Source organism: Aeromonas sp. Prich7-2 (genome assembly GCF_017939255.1).
GTDB lineage: Bacteria > Pseudomonadota > Gammaproteobacteria > Enterobacterales > Aeromonadaceae > Aeromonas > Aeromonas caviae.
Window position 1 is genome coordinate 12625 of sequence record NZ_JAGKRI010000003.1, and the last position, 22205, is coordinate 34829.

The following is a 22205-nucleotide window of genomic DNA, read 5'->3' on the forward strand; positions in this document are numbered from 1 at the left end:
GGTTTCCTTGTTATCGATGCCGTGGGATCAGATGCGCGCGGCGATCTGGCTGCCCATGTCGGCCGTGCTCTGCACCGGGTGTGTGGCGCTGGCCTGATGCAGGTCGGCGGTGAAATAGCCTTCTGCCAGGGTCTGGGCCACAGCCTGCTCTATGGCCTGGGCGGCGGCTTCCTGGCCGAGACTGTAACGCAGCATCAGGGCGGCGGAGAGGATCTGGGCGATGGGATTCGCAATCCCCTTGCCGGCGATATCTGGGGCCGAGCCACCGGCCGGCTCGAACAGGCCGAAGCCGGATTCGTTGAGGCTGGCTGAGGGGAGCAGGCCCATGGAGCCGGTGATCATGGCGCACTCGTCGGAGAGGATGTCACCGAACAGGTTGGAGCAGAGCAGCACGTCGAACTGGGACGGATCCTTGATGAGCTGCATGGTGGCGTTGTCGATGTACATGTGGTTCAGGGCCACGTCCGGGTAGGACTTGGCGACCTCGGTCACCACCTCGCGCCACAGGATGGAGGAGGCGAGCACGTTGGCCTTGTCGATGGAGGTGACCCTGGCCTTGCGCACCCGGGCCGATTCAAACGCTATCTTGGCGATGCGCTCGATCTCGAAGCGGTGGTACACCTCGGTGTCGAAGGCCTTCTCGGTGGCGCCTTCCCCTTCACGCCCCTTGGGCTGGCCGAAATAGATGCCGCCGGTCAGCTCGCGCACGCAGGCGATGTCAAAACCGCGATCGGAGATGTCGGCACGCAGCGGGGAGAACTGCTCCAGACCGGTGTAGATGCGGGCCGGGCGCAGGTTGCAGAACAGTTTGAAGTGGGCACGCAGGGGCAGCAGGGCACCGCGCTCCGGCTGATCGTTGGGCGGCAGGTGCTCCCACTTGGGGCCACCCACCGATCCGAACAGCACCGCATCGGCCGCTTCGCAGCCTTTGATCGTGCTCTGGGGCAGCGGTGTGCCGTGGTTGTCGATGGCGATGCCGCCGACGTCGTGACGGTCATAGTCGAGGGAGAAGCCGAATTTGGTCTGCACCTTTTCCAGTACCTTGATGGCCTCTGCCATCACTTCCGGGCCAATGCCGTCACCCGGCAATACTGCGATCCGATAACTGCTCATACTCTCTCCGTCTTGATAGTGTGATTCCGTTTCATCCGGGAGGCCGGTCCGGGCCACTGCCCTGGCCTCGGTCCTCCCCATGTCATGTTGTCATCTTGTCCGGCGGCGGGCTCAGACGGTTTCCGATTTGATGGTGTGGTTGCGCTCCATCTGCTCGGCGACCTGGTCCGCGCGCCAGATGCTGTTGATCACGTGGACCAGGGCCTGGGCCGAGGATTCGATGATGTCAGTGGCCAGCCCCATGCCGTGGAACTTGCGCCCCTTGTACTCGGCGACGATGTCCACCTGGCCGAGGGCGTTCTTGCCCTCGCCCTTGCCTTTGAGTTCGTATTTATCGATGCGGATCTCGTAGCCGGTGATGCGGTTGATGCACTGGTAGACCGCATCCACCGGGCCGTTGCCGGTGGCGGCCTCGCACACCAGATCCTGGCCTACCTTGAGCTTGACCGAGGCGGTGGCGAGCACCGAGCTGCCGCTCTGCACGCCGAGGTACTCCAGCTTGAAGTGCTCGGGCTCCTCGTGGATCTGGCTGAAGAAGGCGAGGGCCTCCAGGTCGTAGTCGAACACCTGGCCCTTCTTGTCTGCCAGGGTGAGGAACTTGGCGTAGAGATCGTCGAGGTCGTAGCTGCTCTCGGCGTAGCCCATGGACTCCATCCGGTGCTTGATGACGTGGCGGCCGGAGCGGGAGGTCATGTTGAGGTTGTTCTGGGTGAGACCGATGCTCTCGGGGGTGATGATTTCATAGGTGTTCTTCGCCTTGAGCACGCCGTCCTGATGGATGCCTGAGCTGTGGGAGAAGGCGTTGGCGCCGACGATGGCCTTGTTGGGCTGCACCGGCATGTTGCAGATTTGACTGACGAGGGTGCTGGTGCGGTGGATCTCGCTGTGGCGAATGTTGGTGTGTACCCCGAGCAGGTCGGCGCGGGTCTTCAGGATCATCGCGACCTCTTCCAGAGAGCAGTTGCCAGCACGCTCGCCGATGCCGTTGATGGTGCACTCGATCTGGCGGGCCCCCATCTGCACGGCACTGATGGAGTTGGCCACCGAGAGGCCCAGATCGTCGTGGCAGTGCACCGAGATGATGGCCTTGTCGATGTTGGGTACCCGGTTGAACAGGGTATGGATGATGCCGGAGAATTCGGTCGGCACCGTGTAGCCCACGGTGTCAGGAATGTTGATGGTGCGGGCGCCGGCCTTGATGGCGGCTTCCACCATGCGGCAGAGGTTGTCTATCGGGGTGCGGCCCGCATCTTCGCAGGAGAACTCCACGTCATCGGTGTAGCGCAAGGCGTGCTTGATGGCGCCGACCCCCATCTCCAGCACGTCTTCGAAGCTCTTTTTCAGCTTGCTCTCCACGTGGATGGAGGAAGTGGAGATGAAGGTATGGATGCGAAACGCCTCTGCCACTTTCAAGGCTTCGCCGGCGGCATCGATGTCTTTTTGCAGGGCGCGAGCCAGGGCGCAGACCCGGCTGTTCTTGATGTGGCGGGCGATGGTCTGAACCGATTGAAAATCGCCGGGAGAGGAGACGGGGAAACCCACTTCCATGATATCGACACCGAGCCGCTCCAGCGCCTGGGCGATCTGCAGCTTCTCCTTGACCGTCAAGCTGGCCGACAGCGCCTGCTCACCATCACGCAAGGTGGTGTCGAATATGATGACCCGATCTGACATGTGACTTCCCTCTTCCTAAGTTCGCTGCGTGCATCCTGCATGGCATAAAAAAACCCGTGCGGGGTGCACGGGTTTCTGTAAATTCCGGCTATGCCTTAGCCCGGCTACAAGGATCCCGCGCGAGGAGTCGCGATTAGGGAGAGCAGTAGTAGCGGAGCGGCAATACGCATGATGTCTCAATCCTTCCAGTCGATAACGCTACTACCAATAACGAGATTTTTATGCTGTGTCAACCGGAATGGACAGGTTCAATCCACTGGTTTATTTAATCGAATTGTAAAGGAGTGCAAATTCTCTTGTCCCATATTCGGTTCATGCCTGATTATCTGGTCATTCCTGCTGTACTCGATCACCCGCACAATCAGATCGACTTATCAGCCCTTGCTGAATTATCTGAGGTATTCCATGGAAAAACGCAGACCTGGCCGTCCAGTCGGACGTTCCGACATTCGTGACAAGCTGCTTGCCGCCGCACGCGAACGTTTTCTCAACACCCCCTACAGCAAGGTGACGACCCGCGAGATTGCCGAGCTGGCAGGCTCCAATCTGGCGATGATCCACTACTACTTCGGCAGCAAGGAAGGCCTCTACAAGGCGGTGCTGGGGGATGTGGCCGAGCCCCTCGAGCAAGCCTGGCACGACGAGAGCAGCAACCGCAGCCTGACCGATCTGCTCAACACCTACTATCAGGTGATGGCGCCCAACAGCGAGCTGACCTCCGCCATCTCCAGCGCATTGTCCACTGAAAAGAGCCCGGGGCGTGATTTTGTGCTGAGCCGCCTGCTGGATCGCCAACTTCCCCAGTTCGATGCCCTGCTCGAATCCATGCGCTCCAACGGCCAGCTGGCGGACAACCTGGACCCCGAGATGCTGAAGATCTCCTTCCTCAGCATGATGTGGCAGCCTTTCGTGATGAAGGATCTCTACGAACAGGTGTTTGGTCTGACGGTGGACGAGCACTTCATGAGCCGCCTCGCGGCCCACAACTGCCGCCTGATGGAAAACGGCCTGCGCGGTGCCCTGAACTGACTTTTCCGGGATGACGGATGAAAAAGGGCCCCTGGGCCCTTTTTTTCATCAATCTGTTATCTGGGCGTCAACGAAGTGTCATGCCGCCCTCCTAGTCTGCACTCAGGATGCAAGGGAGGGCCGTGATGAACAAGATCCAGCAATGGGACCTGCGGGTGTGCCGTGTCTGCCTGCTTCATCCCTACAATCAGCCGCAGGCCAGGATAAGCCGGCTTGTCTCCCGTACCGGTGACGGCCCCCTCTATGCCGTGGCGGCCTGCCTGCTCTGGTGGCAGGGGAGCGCCGGGCAGGAGGCGGTCAGGGTGGCGCTCTGGGCGTTTGCCCTCGAGTTGCCGCTCTACCTGCTGCTCAAGAATGCCCTCAAACGCCAGCGCCCGGCAGGGCTGCCTGTCTTCATCACCCCGTCGGATCGTTACAGCCTGCCCTCGGGCCATACCGCGGCCGCCTTTCTGATGGCGACCGTACTGGCCGCCAGTTTCCCGCTCTGGGCACCGCTGCTGTTTGTCTGGGCCGCGCTGGTGGGGGCGTCCCGCTTGCTGCTCGGGGTGCATTATCTGAGTGATCTGGTGGCCGGGGCGCTGCTTGGCGGTGGTTGCGCCCTCTGGGCGCTGGGTTGGAGCCAGGGATGAGGATACTGTTCGGCGTTCAGGGGACCGGCAACGGCCATATCAGTCGCAGCCGGACCCTGGCGCGCGCATTGAAGAGCAGGGGCGTGGCGGTGGACTATCTGTTCAGCGGGCGCGCCGCCGACGGCTACTTCGAAATGGGGGAGTTCGGGGATTATCGCACCTTCCCCGGTATCACTTTCGCCAGCCATCAGGGGCGCATCTCGGGCTGGCGTACCCTCAAGGGACTCTCTCCCCTGCGTTTCTGGCAAGATCTGCGTACCCTCGATTGTCGCGAGTACGATCTGGTCATCAGCGACTTCGAGCCGCTCAGTGCCCATGCTGCTCGCCGCTGGGGCAAACCCAGCCTCACCATCAGCCATCAGGCGAGCTTCGACTGGCCGATCCCGCGCTGGGGGGAGAGCGGCTTCAACCGCCAGCTGATGCGCCATTTTGCGCCGGTACGCCAGTCCCTGGGGCTGCACTGGTTCCATTTCGGCCAGCCCCTGCTGCCTCCCATCGTCGATCCCCTCGAGCCGGTGCCGGACAACCAGCAGATCCTGGTCTATCTGCCATTCGAGCAGACAGAGACGATCGCGGCCCTGTTGTCGCGTTTCAGCACGCAGTCGTTCATCTGCTTCCATCCCGAGGTGCGCAAGCGTAGCGAGTGGCGCAACATCCGCTTTGAACCTCAGGCCAGAGAGGGGTTCAAGCTGGCGCTGGCCGGTTGTCGCGGGGTCATCAGCAATGCGGGATTCGAGCTTGCCTCCGAGGCGCTCTCTTTGGGCAAGAAGCTGCTGGTCAAACCCCTGGGTGGCCAGTTCGAGCAGTTGACCAACGGCAGGACCCTGGAGCTGATGGGGCTGGCCCAGTTGATGGACAGCCTGGATGCCAATGCGGTGCGAAGCTGGCTGGAGGCCCCTTCTCCTGGCAGGGTACGCTATCCCGATGTGGCAGGAGAGCTGGCCGACTGGTTGCTGGCCGGGGCCGGGGAGGAGGTGGGGGCGCTCTCCCGCCGCCTCTGGGGCAGGACTCTCTTTCCGGAGGAGGTGTGTGACAGCCTGGGGGAGCTTGCCAGCCGTACCGGCCAGGAGCGTCCCTGGTTATCCCAACTCAGCGCCTTTGACTAAACTGAGTCGATCCCACCACGGAGAGGACGGACACCATGCGCTTTACCAATGAAAACGGCGACACCATGACCCTGGCAGACAATCTCACCCTGCATGAGCTGCTCGACATGGGTGTCAGCATTTCGGTCTGCGAAGAGACGGATCCGGATCAGCAGATCTGGCTGGCAGAACCCGAAGACGAGCAGTGAAACCAGCCAGTTTTTGACGGCCCACCCCCTCGGGGTGGGCCGTTTATTTTGTTCCTGACCGACGCGGGCAGCATGATCCGCTGGTTGTTCCCCCCAGGGCCCCTCTTTGTTGCCCGTCTGGTGGCCAAGTCACTGAATGTTAATAGCTGTTTGAAATTTATGACTGTTATGGCCAGACAAAGCCGTGGACAAGCGTTCACGGGCGGGTTAAGTTGGTTTTTCACCCGCTTTTCGGGTGAATGATGGAAAACCCCTATTTTTCTACTATCGACGGCTCCGAACTCGCCTGATCTGCCTGCAGACAACAACAAGACTCGGATCGGCGCTGCCGGGAAGCAGCGGACTGTCGATAGCTTTCGCTTAACGGAGCAAAGCCTGGAGGGCTTTATCATGGAGATGTTATCAGGCGCCCAGATGGTGGTTAGAGCGCTGGAGGATCAGGGAGTGGAACACGTTTTCGGCTACCCTGGTGGCTCAGTGCTCGACATCTATGACGCTCTCTTCGAAAACGGCAAGATGGAGCATGTCCTGGTGCGGCATGAGCAGGCCGCAGTGCACATGGCGGACGGTTACGCCCGCTCCACCGGCAAGGTGGGCACTGTGCTGGTGACCTCGGGTCCCGGCGCCACCAACTGCATCACGGGGATCGCCACCGCCTACATGGATTCCATTCCCCTGGTGATCCTGTCCGGCCAGGTGCCGACCAGCATGATCGGGGAGGATGCGTTCCAGGAGACCGACATGATCGGCATCTCCCGCCCGGTGGTGAAGCACAGCTTCCTGTGCAAGAAAGCCAGCGACATTCCCGAGGCCATCAAGAAGGCCTATTACATTGCCGCCAGTGGCCGCCCGGGGCCCGTGGTGGTGGATCTGCCCAAAGACGTGCAGAATCCGAAAGAGAAGTTCCCCTATCAGTATCCCGAGTCCGTTTCCCTGCGCTCTTACAATCCGACCAAGGCCGGGCACAAGGGCCAGATCAAGCGGGCTGCCAAGCTGCTGACCGAGGCGAGCCGCCCGGTCATGTACGTGGGTGGCGGCGCCATCAACGCCAATGCGGATCACCTGGTGACCAAGCTGGCGGAGCTGCTGAACCTGCCGGTGACTACCACGCTCATGGGGCTGGGCGCCTTCTCCGGCACCCATCCGCAGTTTATCGGTATGTTGGGGATGCACGGTACCTTCGAAGCGAACAAGAGCATGCACAACGCGGATCTCATCTTCGCAGTGGGTGCCCGCTTCGATGATCGCGTGACCAACAACGTAGCCAAGTTCTGCCCCAACGCTACCATAGTCCACATCGACATCGACCCCACCTCCATCTCCAAGACGGTACAGGCCCACGTGCCCATCGTCGGCTCGGTGGAAACCGTGCTGGAACAGATGCTGGAAGTGATCCGCGAGTGCGGCTTTGACAACGACAAGCAGGCGCTGGCGGACTGGTGGGAGCAGATCAACCAGTGGCGCTCCCGCAACTGCCTGGCCTACGAGACCCACCCCACCCTGATCAAGCCGCAGCAGGTCATCGAGACTCTCTACAAGGTGACCAAGGGGGAGGCGTTCGTCGCCTCCGACGTGGGTCAGCACCAGATGTTTGCCGCCCTCTACTACCCGTTTGCCAAACCGCGCCAGTGGATCAACTCCGGCGGTCTCGGCACCATGGGCTTTGGCATTCCCGCCGCCATGGGCGCCCAGTTTGCCAACCCGGAAGCCGTGGTCTGCTGCGTCACCGGCGACGGCTCGGTGCAGATGAACATCCAGGAGCTCTCTACCTGCATGCAGTACGGGGTGCCCATCAAGATCATCTCCATCAACAACCGTGCGCTGGGCATGGTCAAGCAGTGGCAGAAGATGTTCTACGGTGGCCGCCACAGCCACTCCTACATGGAATCCCTGCCTGACTTCGTCAAGCTGGCGGAAGCCTATGGCCACGTCGGCATCGCGGTGAGCGATCCGGCGGAGCTGGAGAGCGCCATGGAGAAGGCCTTTGCCATGAAGGACAGACTGGTGTTCATGGACATCTCGGTCGATCCGGACGAGCACGTCTATCCGATGCAGATCAAATTTGGCGCCATGGACGAGATGTGGCTGAGCAAGACGGAGAGAACCTGATGAGACATATAATTTCCGTTCTGCTGGAGAACGAATCCGGTGCCCTGAGCCGTGTGGTGGGCCTCTTCTCCCAGCGCGGCTACAACATCGAGACCCTGACGGTGGCCCCTACCGAGGATCCCACCCTGTCCCGCATGACTATCGTCACCATGGGGGATGAGCGGGTGCTGGAGCAGATCCAGAAGCAGCTGCACAAGCTGGTGGACGTGCTCAAGGTGTGTGACCTGAGCGAGGGTGAGCACATCGAGCGGGAGATCGCGCTGGTCAAGGCGCGCGCCGCCGGTGGTGCCCGTGACGAACTGAAGCGGCTGGCGGACATCTTCCGTGGCCAGATCGTCGACGTCACCCCCGAGCTCTACACGGTGCAGCTCGTCGGGACCAGCGAAAAGCTGGACGCCTTCATCAAGACGGCTGCCCAGACCAACGAGATCATCGAAGTGGTGCGCTCCGGTGTCTGCGGCATCTCCCGGGCGGACAAATCCCTGCGTCCCTGATGTGGCCGGATGTGAAAATAGCTGTTCAAGGGCTCTTCGGAGCCCTTTTTCGTGTCTGGCAGCGTTGCGGGCAAGTGGGGGGGGCCGGTAGGGATGATGGCCACAGCATCAGGAGGTTATCAAGGGGGTGAAAGAGAAGATGAGAGGGAGGGCCTTCACCTGTCATTTTCTTTCAAATGATCGGTAAACTATCCACAAAAGCTGTGGAAAACTCTGTAGATTAGCGGTGTGTCTGGCGTTAGTCTCATGATCTTAAAGGGATATTTCAATTTGATCCTGGCTGGATCGCATTTGTGCAATCCCCTGGCGAGGGTGTGAGCGTTTGCTTATCCCTCGTGCCTTGCCAAGGGCGGAACGCGGATCTGTTCGTGGATCCGGACGGGATCCCGATCTGATCTTGCGGATCAACATTTCTGGGCGCGAGCCATAAAAAAACCCGCCTCTCGGCGCAATGCTGTTCACTTAAGAGAATTTGAGTTCCAGTCCACGTAGTATCAGGACAAAAAATCGAGGGAGGCATGATGCCTCCCTCTTTCTATTGCAAGCCCCGCTGGATAAAGGCTGGAGGAAGATCGACTGGACACAGCCTTGCCCCCTCAACTCAAATCCAATTTATGAATAATCAGTCAAAAAAGTGCTTATCTGAACAGCATTGCGCCTCTCGGCGGGTTTTTCATTGCATCGGACTGCGGGTCGATTACTCGGCCTGGGCTGCCTGGATGCCGGTCAGGGCGATGGTGTAGACGATGTCGTCCACCAGGGCGCCGCGAGAGAGGTCGTTGACCGGCTTGCGCATGCCTTGCAGCATGGGGCCGATGGAGACCAGCTCGGCGGAGCGCTGTACCGCCTTGTAGGTGGTGTTGCCGGTGTTCAGATCCGGGAAGACGAACACGGTGGCCTTGCCGGCAACCGGGGAGTTCGGTGCCTTGGACTTGGCGACGTTCTCCATGATGGCCGCATCGTACTGCAGCGGGCCGTCGATGATGAGGTCGGGACGCTTGGCCTTGGCCAGCTCGGTCGCTTCACGCACTTTCTCCACATCCGCGCCGGCGCCGGAGGTGCCGGTGGAGTAGGAGATCATGGCCACGCGCGGCTCGATGCCGAAGGCGGCAGCGGAGTCGGCGGACTGGATGGCGATCTCGGCCAGTTGCTCGGCGGTGGGATCCGGGTTGATGGCGCAGTCACCGTAGACCAGCACCTGATCCGGCAGCAGCATGAAGAAGATGGAGGAGATCAGGGAAGAGCCCGGGGCGGTCTTGATGATCTGCATCGGCGGACGGATGGTGTTGGCAGTAGTGTGCACTGCGCCGGATACCAGACCGTCGACCTCGTTGCGCTCCAGCATCATGGTACCCAGTACCACGTTGTCTTCCAGCTGCTCGCGGGCAACCACTTCGGTCATGCCCTTGTTCTTGCGCAGCTCGACCAGACGAGCCACATAGCGCTCGCGTACGGCAACGGGATCGATGATCTCGACGCGGTCGGTCAGGATCACGCCCTGCTGTTCAGCGACGCGGCGGATCTCGTCCGGGTTGCCCAGCAGCACCGGACGGGCGATACCGCGCTCGGCACAGATGGCGGCCGCCTTGATGGTGCGCGGCTCTTCCCCTTCCGGCAGCACGACGCGCTTGTTGGCCTGACGGGCCAGCTCGGTCAGCTGATAGCGGAAGGCCGGCGGGCTCAGGCGACGGGAGCGGGTGGACTTGGCGGAGAGAGACTCGATCCAGTGCTTGTCGATGTGACCAGCAACGTAGTCCTGCACCAGCTCGATACGCTCGCGGTCATCTTCCGGGATGTCGACGTTGAAGTTCTGCAGGCTGACGGCGGTCTGCCAGGTGTTGGTGCCGGTGATCATGATCGGCAGACCGGTGGCCATAGCCTGTTGGCACAGGGCCATCACCTGGGGTTCCGGGTGGTAGTTGCCGGTCAGCAGCAAGGCACCCAGCTTGACGCCGTTCATGGCGGAGAGGCAGGCGGAGACGATGACGTCGGAGCGGTCGCCGGAAGTCACCAGCAGGCTGCCTGGACGGAAGTGCTCGATCATGTTGTGGATGGAGCGGGCGCAGAAGGTCACGGTCTGCAGGCGGCGGCTTTCCAGCTCACCCTTGTTGATGATCTTGGCGGCCAAGTGCTTGGCGAGATCCTTGGCGCGTGGTGCGATCAGCTGGGTGTTCCAGGGAATGCAGCCGAGGATGCGCAGCGGACTCTTGCCGAAGACCTGCAGCACTTCCAGGTTGTGGCCGGTATCGGCGCCGTGGTGGTGCGCTTCGAACATCTCGGTCAGGTCGGGACGGGTCACGCCGTGCTCGTCAACCGGGGCACCCACCTTGTTGATGACGCAGCCCACGATGCGCGGGTTGTTGACGCCACCGAAGTTGGAGCAGGCCAGCTCGATGCGCTCTTTGAGCTTCTGGCTGGAGTCGTTGCCCGGATGGGTCACGAACACCATGTCGGCGTCCAGCGCCTTGGCGACGTCGTAGTTCAGCTTGTTGGCAAAGGGTTGCTTGTCGGTCGGAACCAGGCCCTCGATCACCACCACTTCGGCACCGCTGGTCTTCACGTGCTCTTCGAAGCGGGCCACGATCTCTTCCAGCAGGATGTCGGTGTTGCTGGAGGTGATCATGTTCTCGGCGTAGGAGAGGGCGAACGGCTCGGGCGGGTTGATGTTGGCAGCGGCGCGGATCACGGCGGTGGAGCGCTCGGTACCGGTTTCACCCGGACGCGGCTGGGCGACCGGTTTGAAGAAGCTGACATTGACACCGTGACGTTCCATGGCGCGAACGACGCCAAGGCTCACGGAAGTTACGCCGACACCAGTGCCGACCGGGATGAGCATAATAGTGCGTGCCACTTATTACCCCTTGTTCATTTTTTGGGATCAGGAAAAGGCCGCCCTGGGGCGGCCTTGCTCTACAGCTAATTTATGCGCCGACCAGTTCCAGCGCGTCGTGGGCGATGACCCACTCTTCGTTGGTCGGGATAACCAGGGCCTTGGTGGAACCAGCCTTGGTGATCTCGCCGCCCTTGCCGAAGCGAGCCTTCAGGTTGGCGTCGTGGTCGACGTCAAAGCCCAGCAGGCCCAGCTTGTTCAGGGTGATCTCACGGATCGGGGCGGAGTTCTCGCCGATGCCGCCGGTGAAGACCACGGCATCCAGACGACCGTCCATGGCGGCGGCGTAGGCACCGATGTACTTGGCCAGACGGTAGCAGTACACGTCCATGGCGCGCTTGGCTTCTTCCTTGCTGTCGTAGTTGTCTTCAACGAAACGGCAGTCGGAGGTGACTTCGGTCAGACCCTGCAGGCCGGATTCCTTGGTCAGCATGGTGTTGATCTCGGCAACGCTCATGCCCAGCTTGTCGTGCAGGAAGAAGATGATGGCCGGATCGATGTCACCGGAACGGGTACCCATCACCAGGCCTTCCAGCGGGGTCAGGCCCATGGAGGTGTCGACGGACTGGCCGTTCTTGATGGCGCAGACGGAGCCGCCGTTGCCCAGGTGGCAGTTGATGATGTTGAGCTCTTCCACCGGCTTGTTCAGCTGCTTGGCCGCTTCCAGGCTGATGTAGTAGTGGCTGGTGCCGTGGGCGCCGTAGCGACGGATGCCGTTCTCTTTGTAGAGCTTGTACGGCAGGGCGTACAGGAAGGCTTCTTCCGGCATGGTCTGGTGGAAGGCGGTGTCGAACACGGCGACGTTCTTCTCGGCCAGTTCCGGGAAGACCTTCAGGGCGGCACGGATACCGATCAGGTGAGCCGGGTTGTGCAGCGGTGCGTAAGGAATGGCGGCTTCGATGCCGGCAATGACGTCATCACAGATGCGAACGGAGGAGGTGAAACGCTCGCCGCCGTGTACCACGCGGTGGCCGATGGCGATCAGGTTCTTGGACAGTTCCGGGTTGAGCGGCAGGATCTTGTGAACGATGAAGTCCAGCGCTTCCTGGTGAGCGGCACCGGCACCCAGATCAGCGTTGCCTTTCTCGCCGTTCAGCTTCCACTTGATGCGGGCGTCGTCGAGGTTGAAGCATTCGGCCAGGCCGGACAGCAGGTCATCACCGGTGGTTGCGTCAATGACAGCAAACTTCAGGGACGAGCTGCCACAGTTAAGAACAAGAACCAGCTTACTCATGAATAAATCCTATCGCAGATTGGGTTGGGTTGGAGGATGCGCCGGACGCGGTGCGTCCAAAAACTATCAACTTATCCTTATGAGGGTTGGCAATCTGTTGCTTGCCCCTTGTATAGTGATACAAGACCCGAAATTCAGACGTCCCTGACTGGTCAGTGGCCGTGCCCCAGCGTAAAATGGGCGTACAAAGGATAACCTGATTGTTGAAAAATAACAAAGTCATCCTCAACCTTTGTTATTGCCTCTCAAATATTGTCGAGGTTTTGCCGTTAATGCGTTCGAAAAGAGCTCGGAGGTAGCATGAGCATGAACATTTTTGGAACTAAATTACAGCAAGGCCGTCATTATATGACTCTTTGGCCGCGCCGTCCCGAGCTTAATTCCATGTTCCCGGAGAATCGGGTGATCAGGGCCACCGAATTCGCCCTCAAGGTGATCCCGGCACTGGCGGTGCTCAGCGTCATGGTGCAGTTCCAGTTTGGCGAGCTTCATTACTGGCCCTCCGTGATGGCGTCCGTGCTCTTCCTGCTCAGCCTGCCGCTGCAAGGGTACTACTGGCTCGGCCAGCGCGCCGATACCCGGCTGCCCCCCTCCCTCGCCACCTGGTATCGGGAGATAAACGGCAAGATGAACGAGCAGGGCGGTCAACGTCAGCTGGTGGCCCGTCCCCGCTACGAAGAGCTGGCCGATACCCTCAACGCCGCCTTCAAGCAGCTGGACAAATCCTTCCTCTACGAATGACTTTCCGGAGTCAGACTGACGACAAAGGCGCCCTCAGGCGCCTTTTTCACATTCAGGCGGCCAGCACCTTGCTGATCTCCTGGATGGATAGCTTGTATTGACGGGGGCACTGACGCCAGACCGCCAGCATGCGTTGGTACTTGTCCCGCATGGCGATGTCGCTGGAGAGCTCATCGCAGGGGCAGGGCAGTTCGGGGAAGCGCTTGTCCACTTCCAGCAGGAAGCAGACGTAATCCGCCAGTTCCCGCTCCTGGCTGCGGCTGTAGCCGTTGAAGGCAAGGCGGCTCTCGTTGACATCGGCCCGGGCGCTGGCATCCAGGTTGCCCCAGGAGATGGCCAGTGCATGGTGCAGCTCCAGGGTGTCCAGCACCTCCTGGCAGGTGGCAAGATCCAGATGGCCGAAGCTCTTCTCCAGCTCGAGGATCTGCAGGCAGTAGCCGCGCTCGACGATGGTGCTGGCACGCTGGTAAAACGCCGCCTTTTCCGGATTGAGTTTGGCCAGGATCTCGTACTGGTTGCTCAGGATCAGGCGTTCGGTGTGGCTCATGTTCATGGGCTGTCTCGCTGGAAAATGAATCTGGGGTCACGTTAACCCATATCCAGGATGAATTTTTTGATCTGAGAGGGGAGGTTGGCGAGAAAAGGCGGGAGGAGGCGCTCTGGTGAGCCGCCAGAGAGTGGGGGCTGATGCCGTGGTGAAACGAGCAGGGCCCGCCATGGCGAGCCCTGCAACAATGCCGCTGGTGGCTTACCCCTTGACGAGGTCGAGCACCACCTGATGGTGATCGCCGGTCTTGAACTTGTCGAAGCGATGGGCAACCTTGCCCTCTTCGTCGATGAGGAAGCTCAGGCGATGGATGCCGTCATACTCCTTGCCCATGAACTTCTTCGGGCCCCAGACGCCAAAGGCATCGGCCACCGCGTGATCCTCATCGGCCAGCAGGCGGAAGTTGAGGTTGTCGCGCTCCTCGAACTTTTTCAGGCGCTTGGCGCTGTCCGGGCTGATGCCGAGCACCACCACATTGAGGGCAGTCAGCTCGCTATTGACGTCGCGCAGACCGCAGGCCTGGGTGGTGCAACCCGGGGTCATCGCCTTGGGGTAGAAATAGATCAGCACCTTCTTGCCGCGCAGGTCGGCGAGGCGAACCTGATTGCCGTCCTGATCGGAGAGGGAGAAATCGGGGGCCTGGGTACCAGCTTCTAGTGGTGACATGGGGTCTCCTCGGATAAACGCCGTCAGGCGTACTTGTGATTGACGATGAATTCGAACGACTCGGCGCCCAGTCCACGACAGAAATCGGCGAAGGCTGTCTTCGAGCCAGGCTCTTCTCCCTGCTTGGAGAGATTCAACTGAAAGTTCGCCTTGAGCAGGTTGAAGGGCTGCTGTTCCAGGGTGATGGTCTGCATGGCCTGGATGTCCCAGCCGTGATCGCTGAAGAACTGGGTGCACTGACTTACGATGCCCGGCTGATCCCGGATCAGCACCTCTGCGCTGGCGCTGATGTCATATTGCAGGGAGTGGTGGCGCTCGGTGCGTTTCATCATGGTGATGAGATCCCACTCCTGGCTGCGCAGTGGGAGGCTGATTTCCAGTTGCATCAGGCTGTTCCAGTCACCGGACAGGAGCATGATGAAGGTGAATTCGTTGCCGAAGATGCCAAGACGGCTGTCGACAATGTTGCAACCGCAGCCACTGACGTGACGGGTCACCTCATTGACGATGCCAGGCCTGTCCGTGCCGATGGCCGTTACGACCAGGTAGTGAGTCATAAATCGTCTCTCGTCCATTATTGAGAATGCGTTGACCGCGGGTGCCGGCACTCTGCCGTGAGGCCTCTTGTGCGCTCGTGCATTCATACGTTTTGTGCCGGATGGTAACACGGCTTGTCCCGTGCCTCCCTTGTTTTTCAAAAGGGGCAGCTTTACCATTACGCCCCTGAAAATCGGGAGAATTATCCATGTTACGCGGTAGTATTGTTGCGCTCGTTACCCCCATGCTGCCCTCGGGCGACATCGATTGGGTCAGTCTGGCAGCGCTGGTGGAATATCATGTGGATGCCGGGACCAGCGCCATCGTCGCCGTGGGAACCACGGGAGAGTCGGTCACCCTGAGCGAGCAGGAACATATCGCCGTGGTTGAGAAGACGGTGGAATACGCCGCCGGACGCATTCCCGTCATCGCGGGCTGCGGCTCCAACAATACTGCTCATGCCATCGCCCTCTCCCGGCGTTTCGCCACCATGGGCGTGGTGGCGGGTCTCTCGGTTACCCCCTATTACAACAAACCCACCCAGGAAGGCCTCTATCGTCACTATTGTGCGATCGCCGAGGCTAGTGGTCTGCCTCAAATTCTCTATAATGTGCCCGGTCGCACCTGTTGTGACCTCAAACCCGAGACGGTGGCCCGTCTGGCCAAGGTGCCCGGCATCATAGGTTTGAAAGAAGCGACTGGCGATCTTGGCCGTACCCCGCTGCTGCGCGAACTGTGCGGGCCGGATTTTGCGCTTTATAGTGGCGATGACGCCAGCGGATGTGATTTTATGCTGCAAGGGGGCGATGGTGTCATTTCGGTCACCACCAATATTGCGGCGCCCCAGATGGCCGACATGTGTCGTGCTGCCCTGGCCGGTGATGCCGGGCAGGCTCATGACATCAACAATCGATTGATGCCGTTGCATCAGACTCTGTTCTGTGAACCGAGTCCCATCCCGGTGAAATGGGCCTGTGCCCGGCTGGGATTGATGGCGACGGCGACCTTGCGTCTGCCCCTGACCGATCTCACCCCCGAGGGGGAAGCGGCGATGGCGCGAGCACTGACGACTGCGGAGTTGATGGCGAGTGTTTAAAGCAAATGGAAAGGGAAATGCAGTGCGCCTGGTACTGAGTGTCGCGACGGTGGCCGTGCTGGCTGCCTGCAGCTCACCCCAGGAACGCAAAATGGCCAACCGTGGCTTCGAGTATGAAGAGAGCCGCCTCGAAGGCCGCGCCTTCCTTGTGCCCGCCGGGTTGAGTACCCCCGCCTTTAACAGCAATTTCGACATTCCTGCCCTGCCCGAGAGCAGCCGTGAGGGAGCCCTCGGGGCCAAGGTGGACGTGCGTCCGCCCGCCCAGTTGCTCACCGTGGTGCCCGGCAGCCAGGTGGTGGCCAATGCCAGCGAGCCAACCGTCGCCTTCTATGCCCTCAGCACCTCCCAGAGCGTGGAGCGCGATACCTGGGCCTTCCTGATGAACTTCTTGGCCGAACACAAGGTCACCACCGAGAAGCTGGACCAACAGGACGGCGTCTTGCAGACCGGCTGGTTTGACAACTCGGCGGTGCTCGATGGCTGGGCGGAAGATGACGATGACTTCAAGATCCGTCAGCGTTACCAGTTCACCCTGCGCAACGATGTGCAGCGCCACGCCATCAAGATGTCGGTACGGGTGCTGGATCACGAAGAGACCATCGACGGCGAGACCAGCACTGTGCTGACGCCGGCGGACGCCCAGCGTTATGCTACCCGCGCCCTGAACCAGTTTTCCCTCTATTACGACAAGCAGCTCAAGGCCCGTGAACAGCACAAGTCCAGCGATGGCATGGGGCTGGAGCTGGGTCTGGACAACAACGAGCTGAGCGCCTGGATTGCCGAAGGGTCGTTTGACCAGGTGTGGCGCCGCCTCAATCAGGTGCTGCCTGCCTATGGTTTCACCATCAAGGACACCCAGCAGTCCCTGGGCTGGATCGACGTGGAGTACGACGAGCCGGACAGCGAGTTCTGGAAGGCCAAGGGAGCGGAGCCCTTCAAGCTCGAGGAAGACAAGTATCGCTTCCAGCTCGGCGAGATGACGGGCGGCAAGACCTCCATCACCCTGTTCGACAAGGACAAGAAGCCTGTCGCATCCGGTGTCATCTCCCAGATGTACATCAGCCTGTCCGAGGCCTTTGCCAAGGGCTTGGCCGATCAGGGGGCGAAGTAAGCATGGAAACAGGGGCCTCGCGCCCCTGTTTTGTTATGTCCGGGTTGCCGCAGGGCCAGCGTGCCGAGCCGGTTGCCCCGGGCCTGAGTACCTGATGATGTGAATCCCCCACAGACAGGGGTCTGGTGCCCCTGCCTAACTAGTCCCACAACAGGAAGTGTTATTAGCCATGAGTCTTGCAGATCAAGTATTGGCGGTGAACGACGATTTGCCGATCCGTACCGATAAACCTGTCCATTCCGGCAAAGTGCGCAGCGTCTACTGGTTGACCCCGGCAGACAGTGCCCGGCTCATTCGGGAGAAAGGCTATGATGTGCCGGCCGATACGCCCCTGGCCCTCATGGTGATCAGTGATCGCATCTCGGCTTTCGACTGCATCTGGCAAGGGGTGGACGGTCTGAACGGCGTGCCGGGCAAGGGCGCGGCGCTCAATGCCATCTCCAGCCACTGGTTCAAGCTGTTCAAGGAGCAGGGGCTGGCGGACAGCCACATCCTGGACATCCCGCACCCCTTCGTCTGGATCGTGCAAAAAGCCCGTCCCGTGATGATCGAGGCGATTGCCCGCCAGTACATCACCGGCTCCATGTGGCGTGCCTACAAGGATGGTGAGCGGGAATTCTGCGGCATCACCCTGCCGGAAGGGCTCAAGAAGGATCAGAAGCTGCCCGAGATCCTCATCACCCCGTCCACCAAGGGGATCCTCAAGGGGCTGGATGGTGTGCCGGAAGCGGACGACGTCAACGTCTCCCGCGGCGACATCGAGCGCCACCATCAGGCCTTCGGCTTCCGCTCCCCGGCGGACATCGACCGCTACGAGGCGCTGCTCAAAGAGGGCTTCAACGTCATCAGCGAGGCGCTGGCTGCCCTGGATCAGGTCTTCGTCGACACCAAGTTCGAGTTCGGTTACGTGACCGATGCCGCCGGTCGCGAGAAGCTCATCTACATGGATGAAGTGGGCACCCCCGACAGCTCCCGCATCTGGGACGGCGCAGCCCTTCGCGGCGGCGAGATCATCGAGAAGTCCAAAGAGGGCTTCCGCCAGTGGCTGCTGAACCACTTCCCGGATCCGGACATCCTGCTCAACAAGAACCGCATGCCCGAGCGCTTCGCCCTGGCCCGTGACAACAAGCTGCCCACCGAGGTGATGATGGATATCTCCCGCACCTATGTGGGGATCGCCGAGAAGATCATCGGTCAGCCGCTGGTACGCAGTGCCAATCCGAAGCAGGAGATCATCGAGGTACTGCGGGAGCAGTACGGCCTGATCGACTGAGGCCGACCGCTTTTTTTGCCGCAGGCGCACAAACGTTTGCCGGTGGCAGGGGAGGCGTTTGCAACGCAGATGACAAAACGGGCCCCATGACGGGGCCCGTTTTCATTGGGTTGTCCGGAGCGCTCAGCCATTGACCCGGAAGATCTGACCGGTCTGTACCCCCAGTACCGATTTCTTGTAGGCCTGGGCCACCCGGGCGGCGGGTACCGGCACGAAGCCCGGGAAGAAGTCGGCATACTTGCCCATGGACTCTTCCAGCACGGTGGGGCTGACCACGTTGATGCGAATGCCCCTTGGCAGCTCGCAGGCTGCCCCTTTCACGAAGTGCTCGATGGCACCGTTGATGGTGGTGGCGCTCACCCCCCAGTGGATGGGCTCCTCGCTCAGAATGCCGCTGATGAGGGTGATGGAGCCACGGTCGCTCAGGTGGGCAATGGCGGCCCGGGTCAGGTTGATCTGGCCCATCAGCTTGCTCTGAAGCCCCACCTGCCACTGCTCGTCCGTCATCTCGGTCAGGGCATTGAAGGCGACGCTGCCGCTGGCGACCACCAGGGCATCGAAGGATCCGATCTGCTCGAAGAGCGCCCGGATGGAGGCGGGGTCGCGCATGTCCACTCTGGCATCCCCCTGGCTGTGACTGACCCGGATCACCTGGTGATCCTGGGCAAGCAGTTCGCTGACGGCGGCGCCAATGGTGCCGGAGGCACCCACAATCACAATCTTCATATCTATCGCTCCTGGTTGAGATGAGTTGATGATAGCGGGATAAAAAGGGAGAAAAAGCGCTTATGATGAACCCATTGTTTCCATATTGGTGCTAATGATGGATATCACCCACCTGGCCAGTTTCTATGAAGTGGTGCAACGGGGCAGTTTCTCCGCCGCTGCCGATGCCCTGGGGGTGAGCAAGGGGATGCTGAGTCGCCATGTCAGCGCCCTGGAGTCCGCCCTCAATGCCCAGCTGCTCCAGCGCACGACCCGCAGACTCAGCCTGACCGAGGCGGGGCGGGTGCTTCACCAGCAGGCCGGTGAGATCTTCGCCCTGGCCCGGGAGGCGGAGGAGGGGATCCGTGCCCTGACCGAGGAGGACAGCGGCCGCCTGCGCTTCACCTGCCCGGTCAGCACGGGGGACCGCATGGTGAGCGAGCTGCTCGCCCGTTTTGCCGAGCTCTGCCCCGGCGTCCAGGTCGAGCTCAACTTCACCAATGCCATGATCGACATGAGCCAGGGGGAGAATGACATCGCTCTGCGGGCCATGGAGCTGATCCCCGACAACCTGGTGGCCCTGCCGCTCGGCAGGCTCAAAGATGTGGTGGTGGCAAGCCCCGCCCTGCTGGCGCGGGAGGGGATCCCCGCCACTCCCTATGAGCTGGGGGGGCGCTCCTGCCTGCTGCAGGGCCACAACCTGGACTGGGAGCAGTGGCACTTTCGCCAGGGGGAGGAGGAGGCGCACATCCTGGTGCAGGGGCGAGTGCGGGCCAACCACTACAGCACCCTGCTGCAACTGGCCCGGGCGGGCATGGGCTTTGCCAAGTGTCCACTGATGCTGGTGGAGGCCAGCCTGGCCCGAGGGGAGCTGGTGGCCGTGCTGACGGAGTGGCAGACCGGCCTGCACCCGATCCATGTGCTGCACGCCCAGCAGCGCCGGGTGCCGCGCAAGATCCGGCTGTTCAAGCAGGTGCTGGCCCAGTGGTTTGCCGAGCGGCCCCATTATCTGCTGGGGTGAGCCTGCATCCCGTTATTTTTCTGTCATCTGGGGCTGCTACCCTGCGCCCTTCATCGCGAAAGGAGAGTCAGGGAATGAAGCGTCATCAGGGTTGGGCAGGGGTTGCGCTGCTGTGCTGCGGCGGTGTGCAGGCCGAGGTCAGGGTCGAGGTGCCCCGGGATTTCCAGATCCTGGCGGTGAGCGCCGGCAAGGTGCAGGACGAGCAGCATGCCGTGCTGGCCGACGGGGAGCAGCAACTGCTGGTGCGCTACGAGGGGGTGATCCCGAGTCGCAACAGCAGCGACAACGATCGCCAGGTTCGCTCCGAGCCCCAGGTGCTTCGCTATGAGGCACGCGGGCAGTCGGTGCGCCTGCAGGCTCCCGTGCCTGCGGACGAGGCCGGGATGGAACGCTACGCCAGGGCCCCTGTCCTGGGCCTGGTGGCGGGGGGGCAGCCCCTCGAGGTGCGTCAGGATACGCTGATGGTGCAGGGGATGCAGATCGGCATGGACTGGCATGCCAGGCTGATGGAGTACAACCGCAGCGAGGGGCCTGCCGTGCTCGCCGGTGCGGCGGATGTGACTGCGGCCGCCGTGGCGACGCCCCGGGCCTCCTCCGTGCCGGCCAGCGCCCTGGAAGGGCAGTTGCAACAGCTTTTCCTGCAGGCGGACCCCGCGCTTCGCAAGCGCTTCATCGGTTGGGCCGTGCCGCGCCTTTAAGTTTGCTCCCCGTTGCAGTAACGTGGGCACATCTTTGATTCCCGATGTGCCCATGTTGATCAGCGAGGCCCCCATGTTTGAATTGCACCCCCGCCTTCAGGCGGATACCCGGATACTGGGGGATCTGCCCCTGTGCCGCGTCCTGCTGGCCAAAGACAGCCAGTATCCCTGGCTGATTCTGGTGCCCCGGGTCGCCAACCTGCGGGAGATCCATCATCTGGCCCCCGAGCAGCAACAGCAGTTGATGCAGGAGTCCTGCGCCGTCGCCACCCTGATGGAGCGGGCACTCGGCCCGGACAAGATCAACGTGGCGGCCCTCGGCAATCTGGTGCCTCAGCTGCACCTGCACCACGTGGCCCGCTTCAGCTCGGATGCGGCCTGGCCCGGCCCCATCTGGGGTGCCTGTCCCGCCATTCCCTATGAGGAGCAGGCCTTGCAAGGGGCGGCTGCCAGTTGGCAAGCCCGTCTGGCTACCCTGGATGGATTTCAGCCATTTCTGACTGATAATCCAGTCAAGTGAGAGGTGGCTCGCGCTTTGGGCACCGGGATCACGCAATCTGTTAGCGTATCGCGTCGGTGCATGGTGACATGGGCGACACGAGTGACAGCCCCATTATTTCGATCAGCAGGAAGGTTCCATGATAGTGACAAGATCCGAGGATGATGCCGTATTGACCACAGAGGACGTGCTGCTGAGCCTGTGCAATTCGGTGACGAGCGTATTGAGTGCGGCGACCCAGACCCAGGTGCGCTTCTCCGGCATGGTGCAGCGGATCAGCAAGACCTGCCTCAAGCCTGACATCGGCTGTTTCGTGCTGTTTGACGGCGGCTTCTCCGGGCTGGTGGTGATCAACTTCTCCGCCGCCGCGGCCATGGAGCTCTACCAGAGCTACATGCTGAGCATGGGGCTCTCCAAGGAGGATCTCGCCATCTCCCACACCTCGGACGAGGTGAGCAACGTCATGGGCGAGCTGATGAACCAGATTGTCGGCAGCTTCACCACCAAGGTGGGGCGCGAGCTGCAGACCCACATCACCCAGAACCAGCCCAAGATGCTGGCGCTCAACAAGCAGGTGATGCTGAGCGTCGACACCAACCTCGACAATCCCGAGACCCGCCGGGTGACCTTCTTCACCGCCAGCAACAACATCTTCTATCTGGAGCTGGCCATGGACAAGACGGAGTTTATCCGGATCCATGATGGCGGCGTGCAGGAGGAGGTGGATCCCGACGAGCTGATCGCCCAGGCCAAGCAGTCAGCCAAACCGGCACCGGCGGCCGCGCCGGCGAGCAACGAGCACGACGATCTGCTGGATTCCCTCGGCATCTGATGGTCGAGGGTTG

The 22205-nt window shown here is 61.2% G+C and carries 22 protein-coding genes; 14 read left to right on the forward strand and 8 right to left on the reverse strand.

Going from position 1 to position 22205, the window contains the following annotated elements; all coding sequences use genetic code 11:
- Nucleotides 1-27 precede the first annotated feature (27 nt).
- Both leuB and leuA read right to left on the reverse strand, forming a co-directional pair.
- Nucleotides 28-1113 carry a 3-isopropylmalate dehydrogenase gene (gene leuB / locus J9892_RS00265; RefSeq protein ID WP_041211114.1) on the reverse strand — a complete coding sequence of 362 codons (1086 nt, stop codon included), beginning with the start codon at nucleotides 1111-1113 and terminating at the stop codon, nucleotides 28-30.
- 111 nt (nucleotides 1114-1224) lie between these two features.
- Nucleotides 1225-2787, reverse strand: coding sequence for a 2-isopropylmalate synthase (gene leuA, locus J9892_RS00270; protein ID WP_010673154.1), 1563 nt, complete (start codon nucleotides 2785-2787; stop codon nucleotides 1225-1227).
- Between the two features lie 405 nt (nucleotides 2788-3192).
- On the opposite strand from leuA, the gene J9892_RS00275 reads away from it, so the two are divergent.
- The 6 genes from J9892_RS00275 to ilvN all read left to right on the forward strand — a co-directional run bounded on the left by J9892_RS00275 (nucleotide 3193) and on the right by ilvN (nucleotide 8342).
- Nucleotides 3193-3816, forward strand: a complete 624-nt coding sequence (locus tag J9892_RS00275; protein WP_010673155.1) for a TetR/AcrR family transcriptional regulator — start codon at nucleotides 3193-3195, stop codon at nucleotides 3814-3816.
- 125 nt (nucleotides 3817-3941) lie between these two features.
- The gene (locus tag J9892_RS00280) at nucleotides 3942-4445 is read left to right on the forward strand and encodes a phosphatase PAP2 family protein (protein ID WP_039041177.1); all 504 of its coding nucleotides are present in this window, start codon (nucleotides 3942-3944) and stop codon (nucleotides 4443-4445) included.
- A complete protein-coding gene (locus J9892_RS00285) occupies nucleotides 4442-5551 on the forward strand; it encodes an MJ1255/VC2487 family glycosyltransferase (protein WP_210537825.1) in 1110 nt (369 codons plus the stop codon). Before J9892_RS00280 ends, J9892_RS00285 begins: the two co-directional genes overlap by 4 nt.
- Nucleotides 5552-5586: 35 nt before the next feature.
- A complete protein-coding gene (locus J9892_RS00290) occupies nucleotides 5587-5739 on the forward strand; it encodes a hypothetical protein (RefSeq protein WP_010673158.1) in 153 nt (50 codons plus the stop codon).
- Nucleotides 5740-6129: 390 nt separating this feature from the next.
- Nucleotides 6130-7848 carry an acetolactate synthase 3 large subunit gene (locus tag J9892_RS00295; RefSeq protein ID WP_010673159.1) on the forward strand — a complete coding sequence of 573 codons (1719 nt, stop codon included), beginning with the start codon at nucleotides 6130-6132 and terminating at the stop codon, nucleotides 7846-7848.
- Nucleotides 7848-8342: an acetolactate synthase small subunit gene (gene ilvN, locus J9892_RS00300; protein WP_010673160.1), complete on the forward strand. Its 495-nt coding sequence runs from the start codon at nucleotides 7848-7850 to the stop codon at nucleotides 8340-8342. Before J9892_RS00295 ends, ilvN begins: the two co-directional genes overlap by 1 nt.
- A gap of 697 nt (nucleotides 8343-9039) precedes the next feature.
- Here the strand turns inward: ilvN and pta are convergent.
- Nucleotides 9040-11193, reverse strand: a complete 2154-nt coding sequence (pta, locus tag J9892_RS00305; RefSeq protein ID WP_041211116.1) for a phosphate acetyltransferase — start codon at nucleotides 11191-11193, stop codon at nucleotides 9040-9042.
- A gap of 70 nt (nucleotides 11194-11263) precedes the next feature.
- Nucleotides 11264-12466 (reverse strand): acetate kinase, encoded by a 1203-nt coding sequence (locus J9892_RS00310; RefSeq protein WP_010673162.1) that lies wholly within the window; start codon nucleotides 12464-12466, stop codon nucleotides 11264-11266.
- A 300-nt stretch (nucleotides 12467-12766) separates the two neighbouring features.
- Between J9892_RS00310 and yfbV the strand changes: the two genes are divergently transcribed.
- Entirely contained in the window at nucleotides 12767-13207 is a 441-nt protein-coding gene (yfbV, locus tag J9892_RS00315) for a terminus macrodomain insulation protein YfbV (protein WP_039040944.1), read from the forward strand.
- Nucleotides 13208-13259: 52 nt separating this feature from the next.
- Here the strand turns inward: yfbV and J9892_RS00320 are convergent, their stop codons facing one another.
- The 3 genes from J9892_RS00320 to J9892_RS00330 form a co-directional block, all read right to left on the reverse strand.
- Complete coding sequence (locus J9892_RS00320) at nucleotides 13260-13760, reverse strand: YfbU family protein (RefSeq protein ID WP_039040945.1); 501 nt, start codon at nucleotides 13758-13760, stop codon at nucleotides 13260-13262.
- A gap of 195 nt (nucleotides 13761-13955) precedes the next feature.
- Nucleotides 13956-14420: a thioredoxin-dependent thiol peroxidase gene (gene bcp, locus J9892_RS00325; RefSeq protein WP_102948890.1), complete on the reverse strand. Its 465-nt coding sequence runs from the start codon at nucleotides 14418-14420 to the stop codon at nucleotides 13956-13958.
- Nucleotides 14421-14443: 23 nt separating this feature from the next.
- Nucleotides 14444-14977 (reverse strand): ACT domain-containing protein, encoded by a 534-nt coding sequence (locus J9892_RS00330; RefSeq protein ID WP_010673166.1) that lies wholly within the window; start codon nucleotides 14975-14977, stop codon nucleotides 14444-14446.
- 188 nt (nucleotides 14978-15165) lie between these two features.
- Here J9892_RS00330 and dapA point away from each other — a divergent pair, with 188 nt between their 5' ends.
- From dapA to J9892_RS00345, 3 genes are all read left to right on the forward strand, one after another.
- Nucleotides 15166-16053, forward strand: a complete 888-nt coding sequence (gene dapA / locus J9892_RS00335) for a 4-hydroxy-tetrahydrodipicolinate synthase (RefSeq protein ID WP_029313831.1) — start codon at nucleotides 15166-15168, stop codon at nucleotides 16051-16053.
- Complete coding sequence (bamC, locus tag J9892_RS00340) at nucleotides 16046-17164, forward strand: outer membrane protein assembly factor BamC (protein WP_029313833.1); 1119 nt, start codon at nucleotides 16046-16048, stop codon at nucleotides 17162-17164. The genes dapA and bamC overlap by 8 nt, the downstream gene beginning before the upstream one ends.
- Before the next feature lie 169 nt (nucleotides 17165-17333).
- The gene (locus J9892_RS00345; protein ID WP_039040947.1) at nucleotides 17334-18437 is read left to right on the forward strand and encodes a phosphoribosylaminoimidazolesuccinocarboxamide synthase; all 1104 of its coding nucleotides are present in this window, start codon (nucleotides 17334-17336) and stop codon (nucleotides 18435-18437) included.
- Nucleotides 18438-18560: 123 nt separating this feature from the next.
- Here the strand turns inward: J9892_RS00345 and J9892_RS00350 are convergent, their stop codons facing one another.
- Entirely contained in the window at nucleotides 18561-19163 is a 603-nt protein-coding gene (locus J9892_RS00350; RefSeq protein ID WP_103261500.1) for a short chain dehydrogenase, read from the reverse strand.
- Between the two features lie 97 nt (nucleotides 19164-19260).
- Between J9892_RS00350 and J9892_RS00355 the strand changes: the two genes are divergently transcribed.
- The 4 genes from J9892_RS00355 (at nucleotide 19261) to J9892_RS00370 (ending at nucleotide 22192) form a co-directional block, all read left to right on the forward strand.
- On the forward strand, nucleotides 19261-20163 hold the full coding sequence (locus tag J9892_RS00355; RefSeq protein ID WP_113978133.1) for a LysR family transcriptional regulator: 903 nt from the start codon (nucleotides 19261-19263) through the stop codon (nucleotides 20161-20163).
- 74 nt (nucleotides 20164-20237) lie between these two features.
- A complete protein-coding gene (locus J9892_RS00360) occupies nucleotides 20238-20861 on the forward strand; it encodes a DUF2057 domain-containing protein (RefSeq protein ID WP_201936017.1) in 624 nt (207 codons plus the stop codon).
- Between the two features lie 73 nt (nucleotides 20862-20934).
- Complete coding sequence (locus J9892_RS00365) at nucleotides 20935-21381, forward strand: HIT domain-containing protein (protein WP_201872396.1); 447 nt, start codon at nucleotides 20935-20937, stop codon at nucleotides 21379-21381.
- Between the two features lie 118 nt (nucleotides 21382-21499).
- Entirely contained in the window at nucleotides 21500-22192 is a 693-nt protein-coding gene (locus tag J9892_RS00370) for a DUF3334 family protein (RefSeq protein WP_029313837.1), read from the forward strand.
- Nucleotides 22193-22205 lie beyond the last annotated feature (13 nt).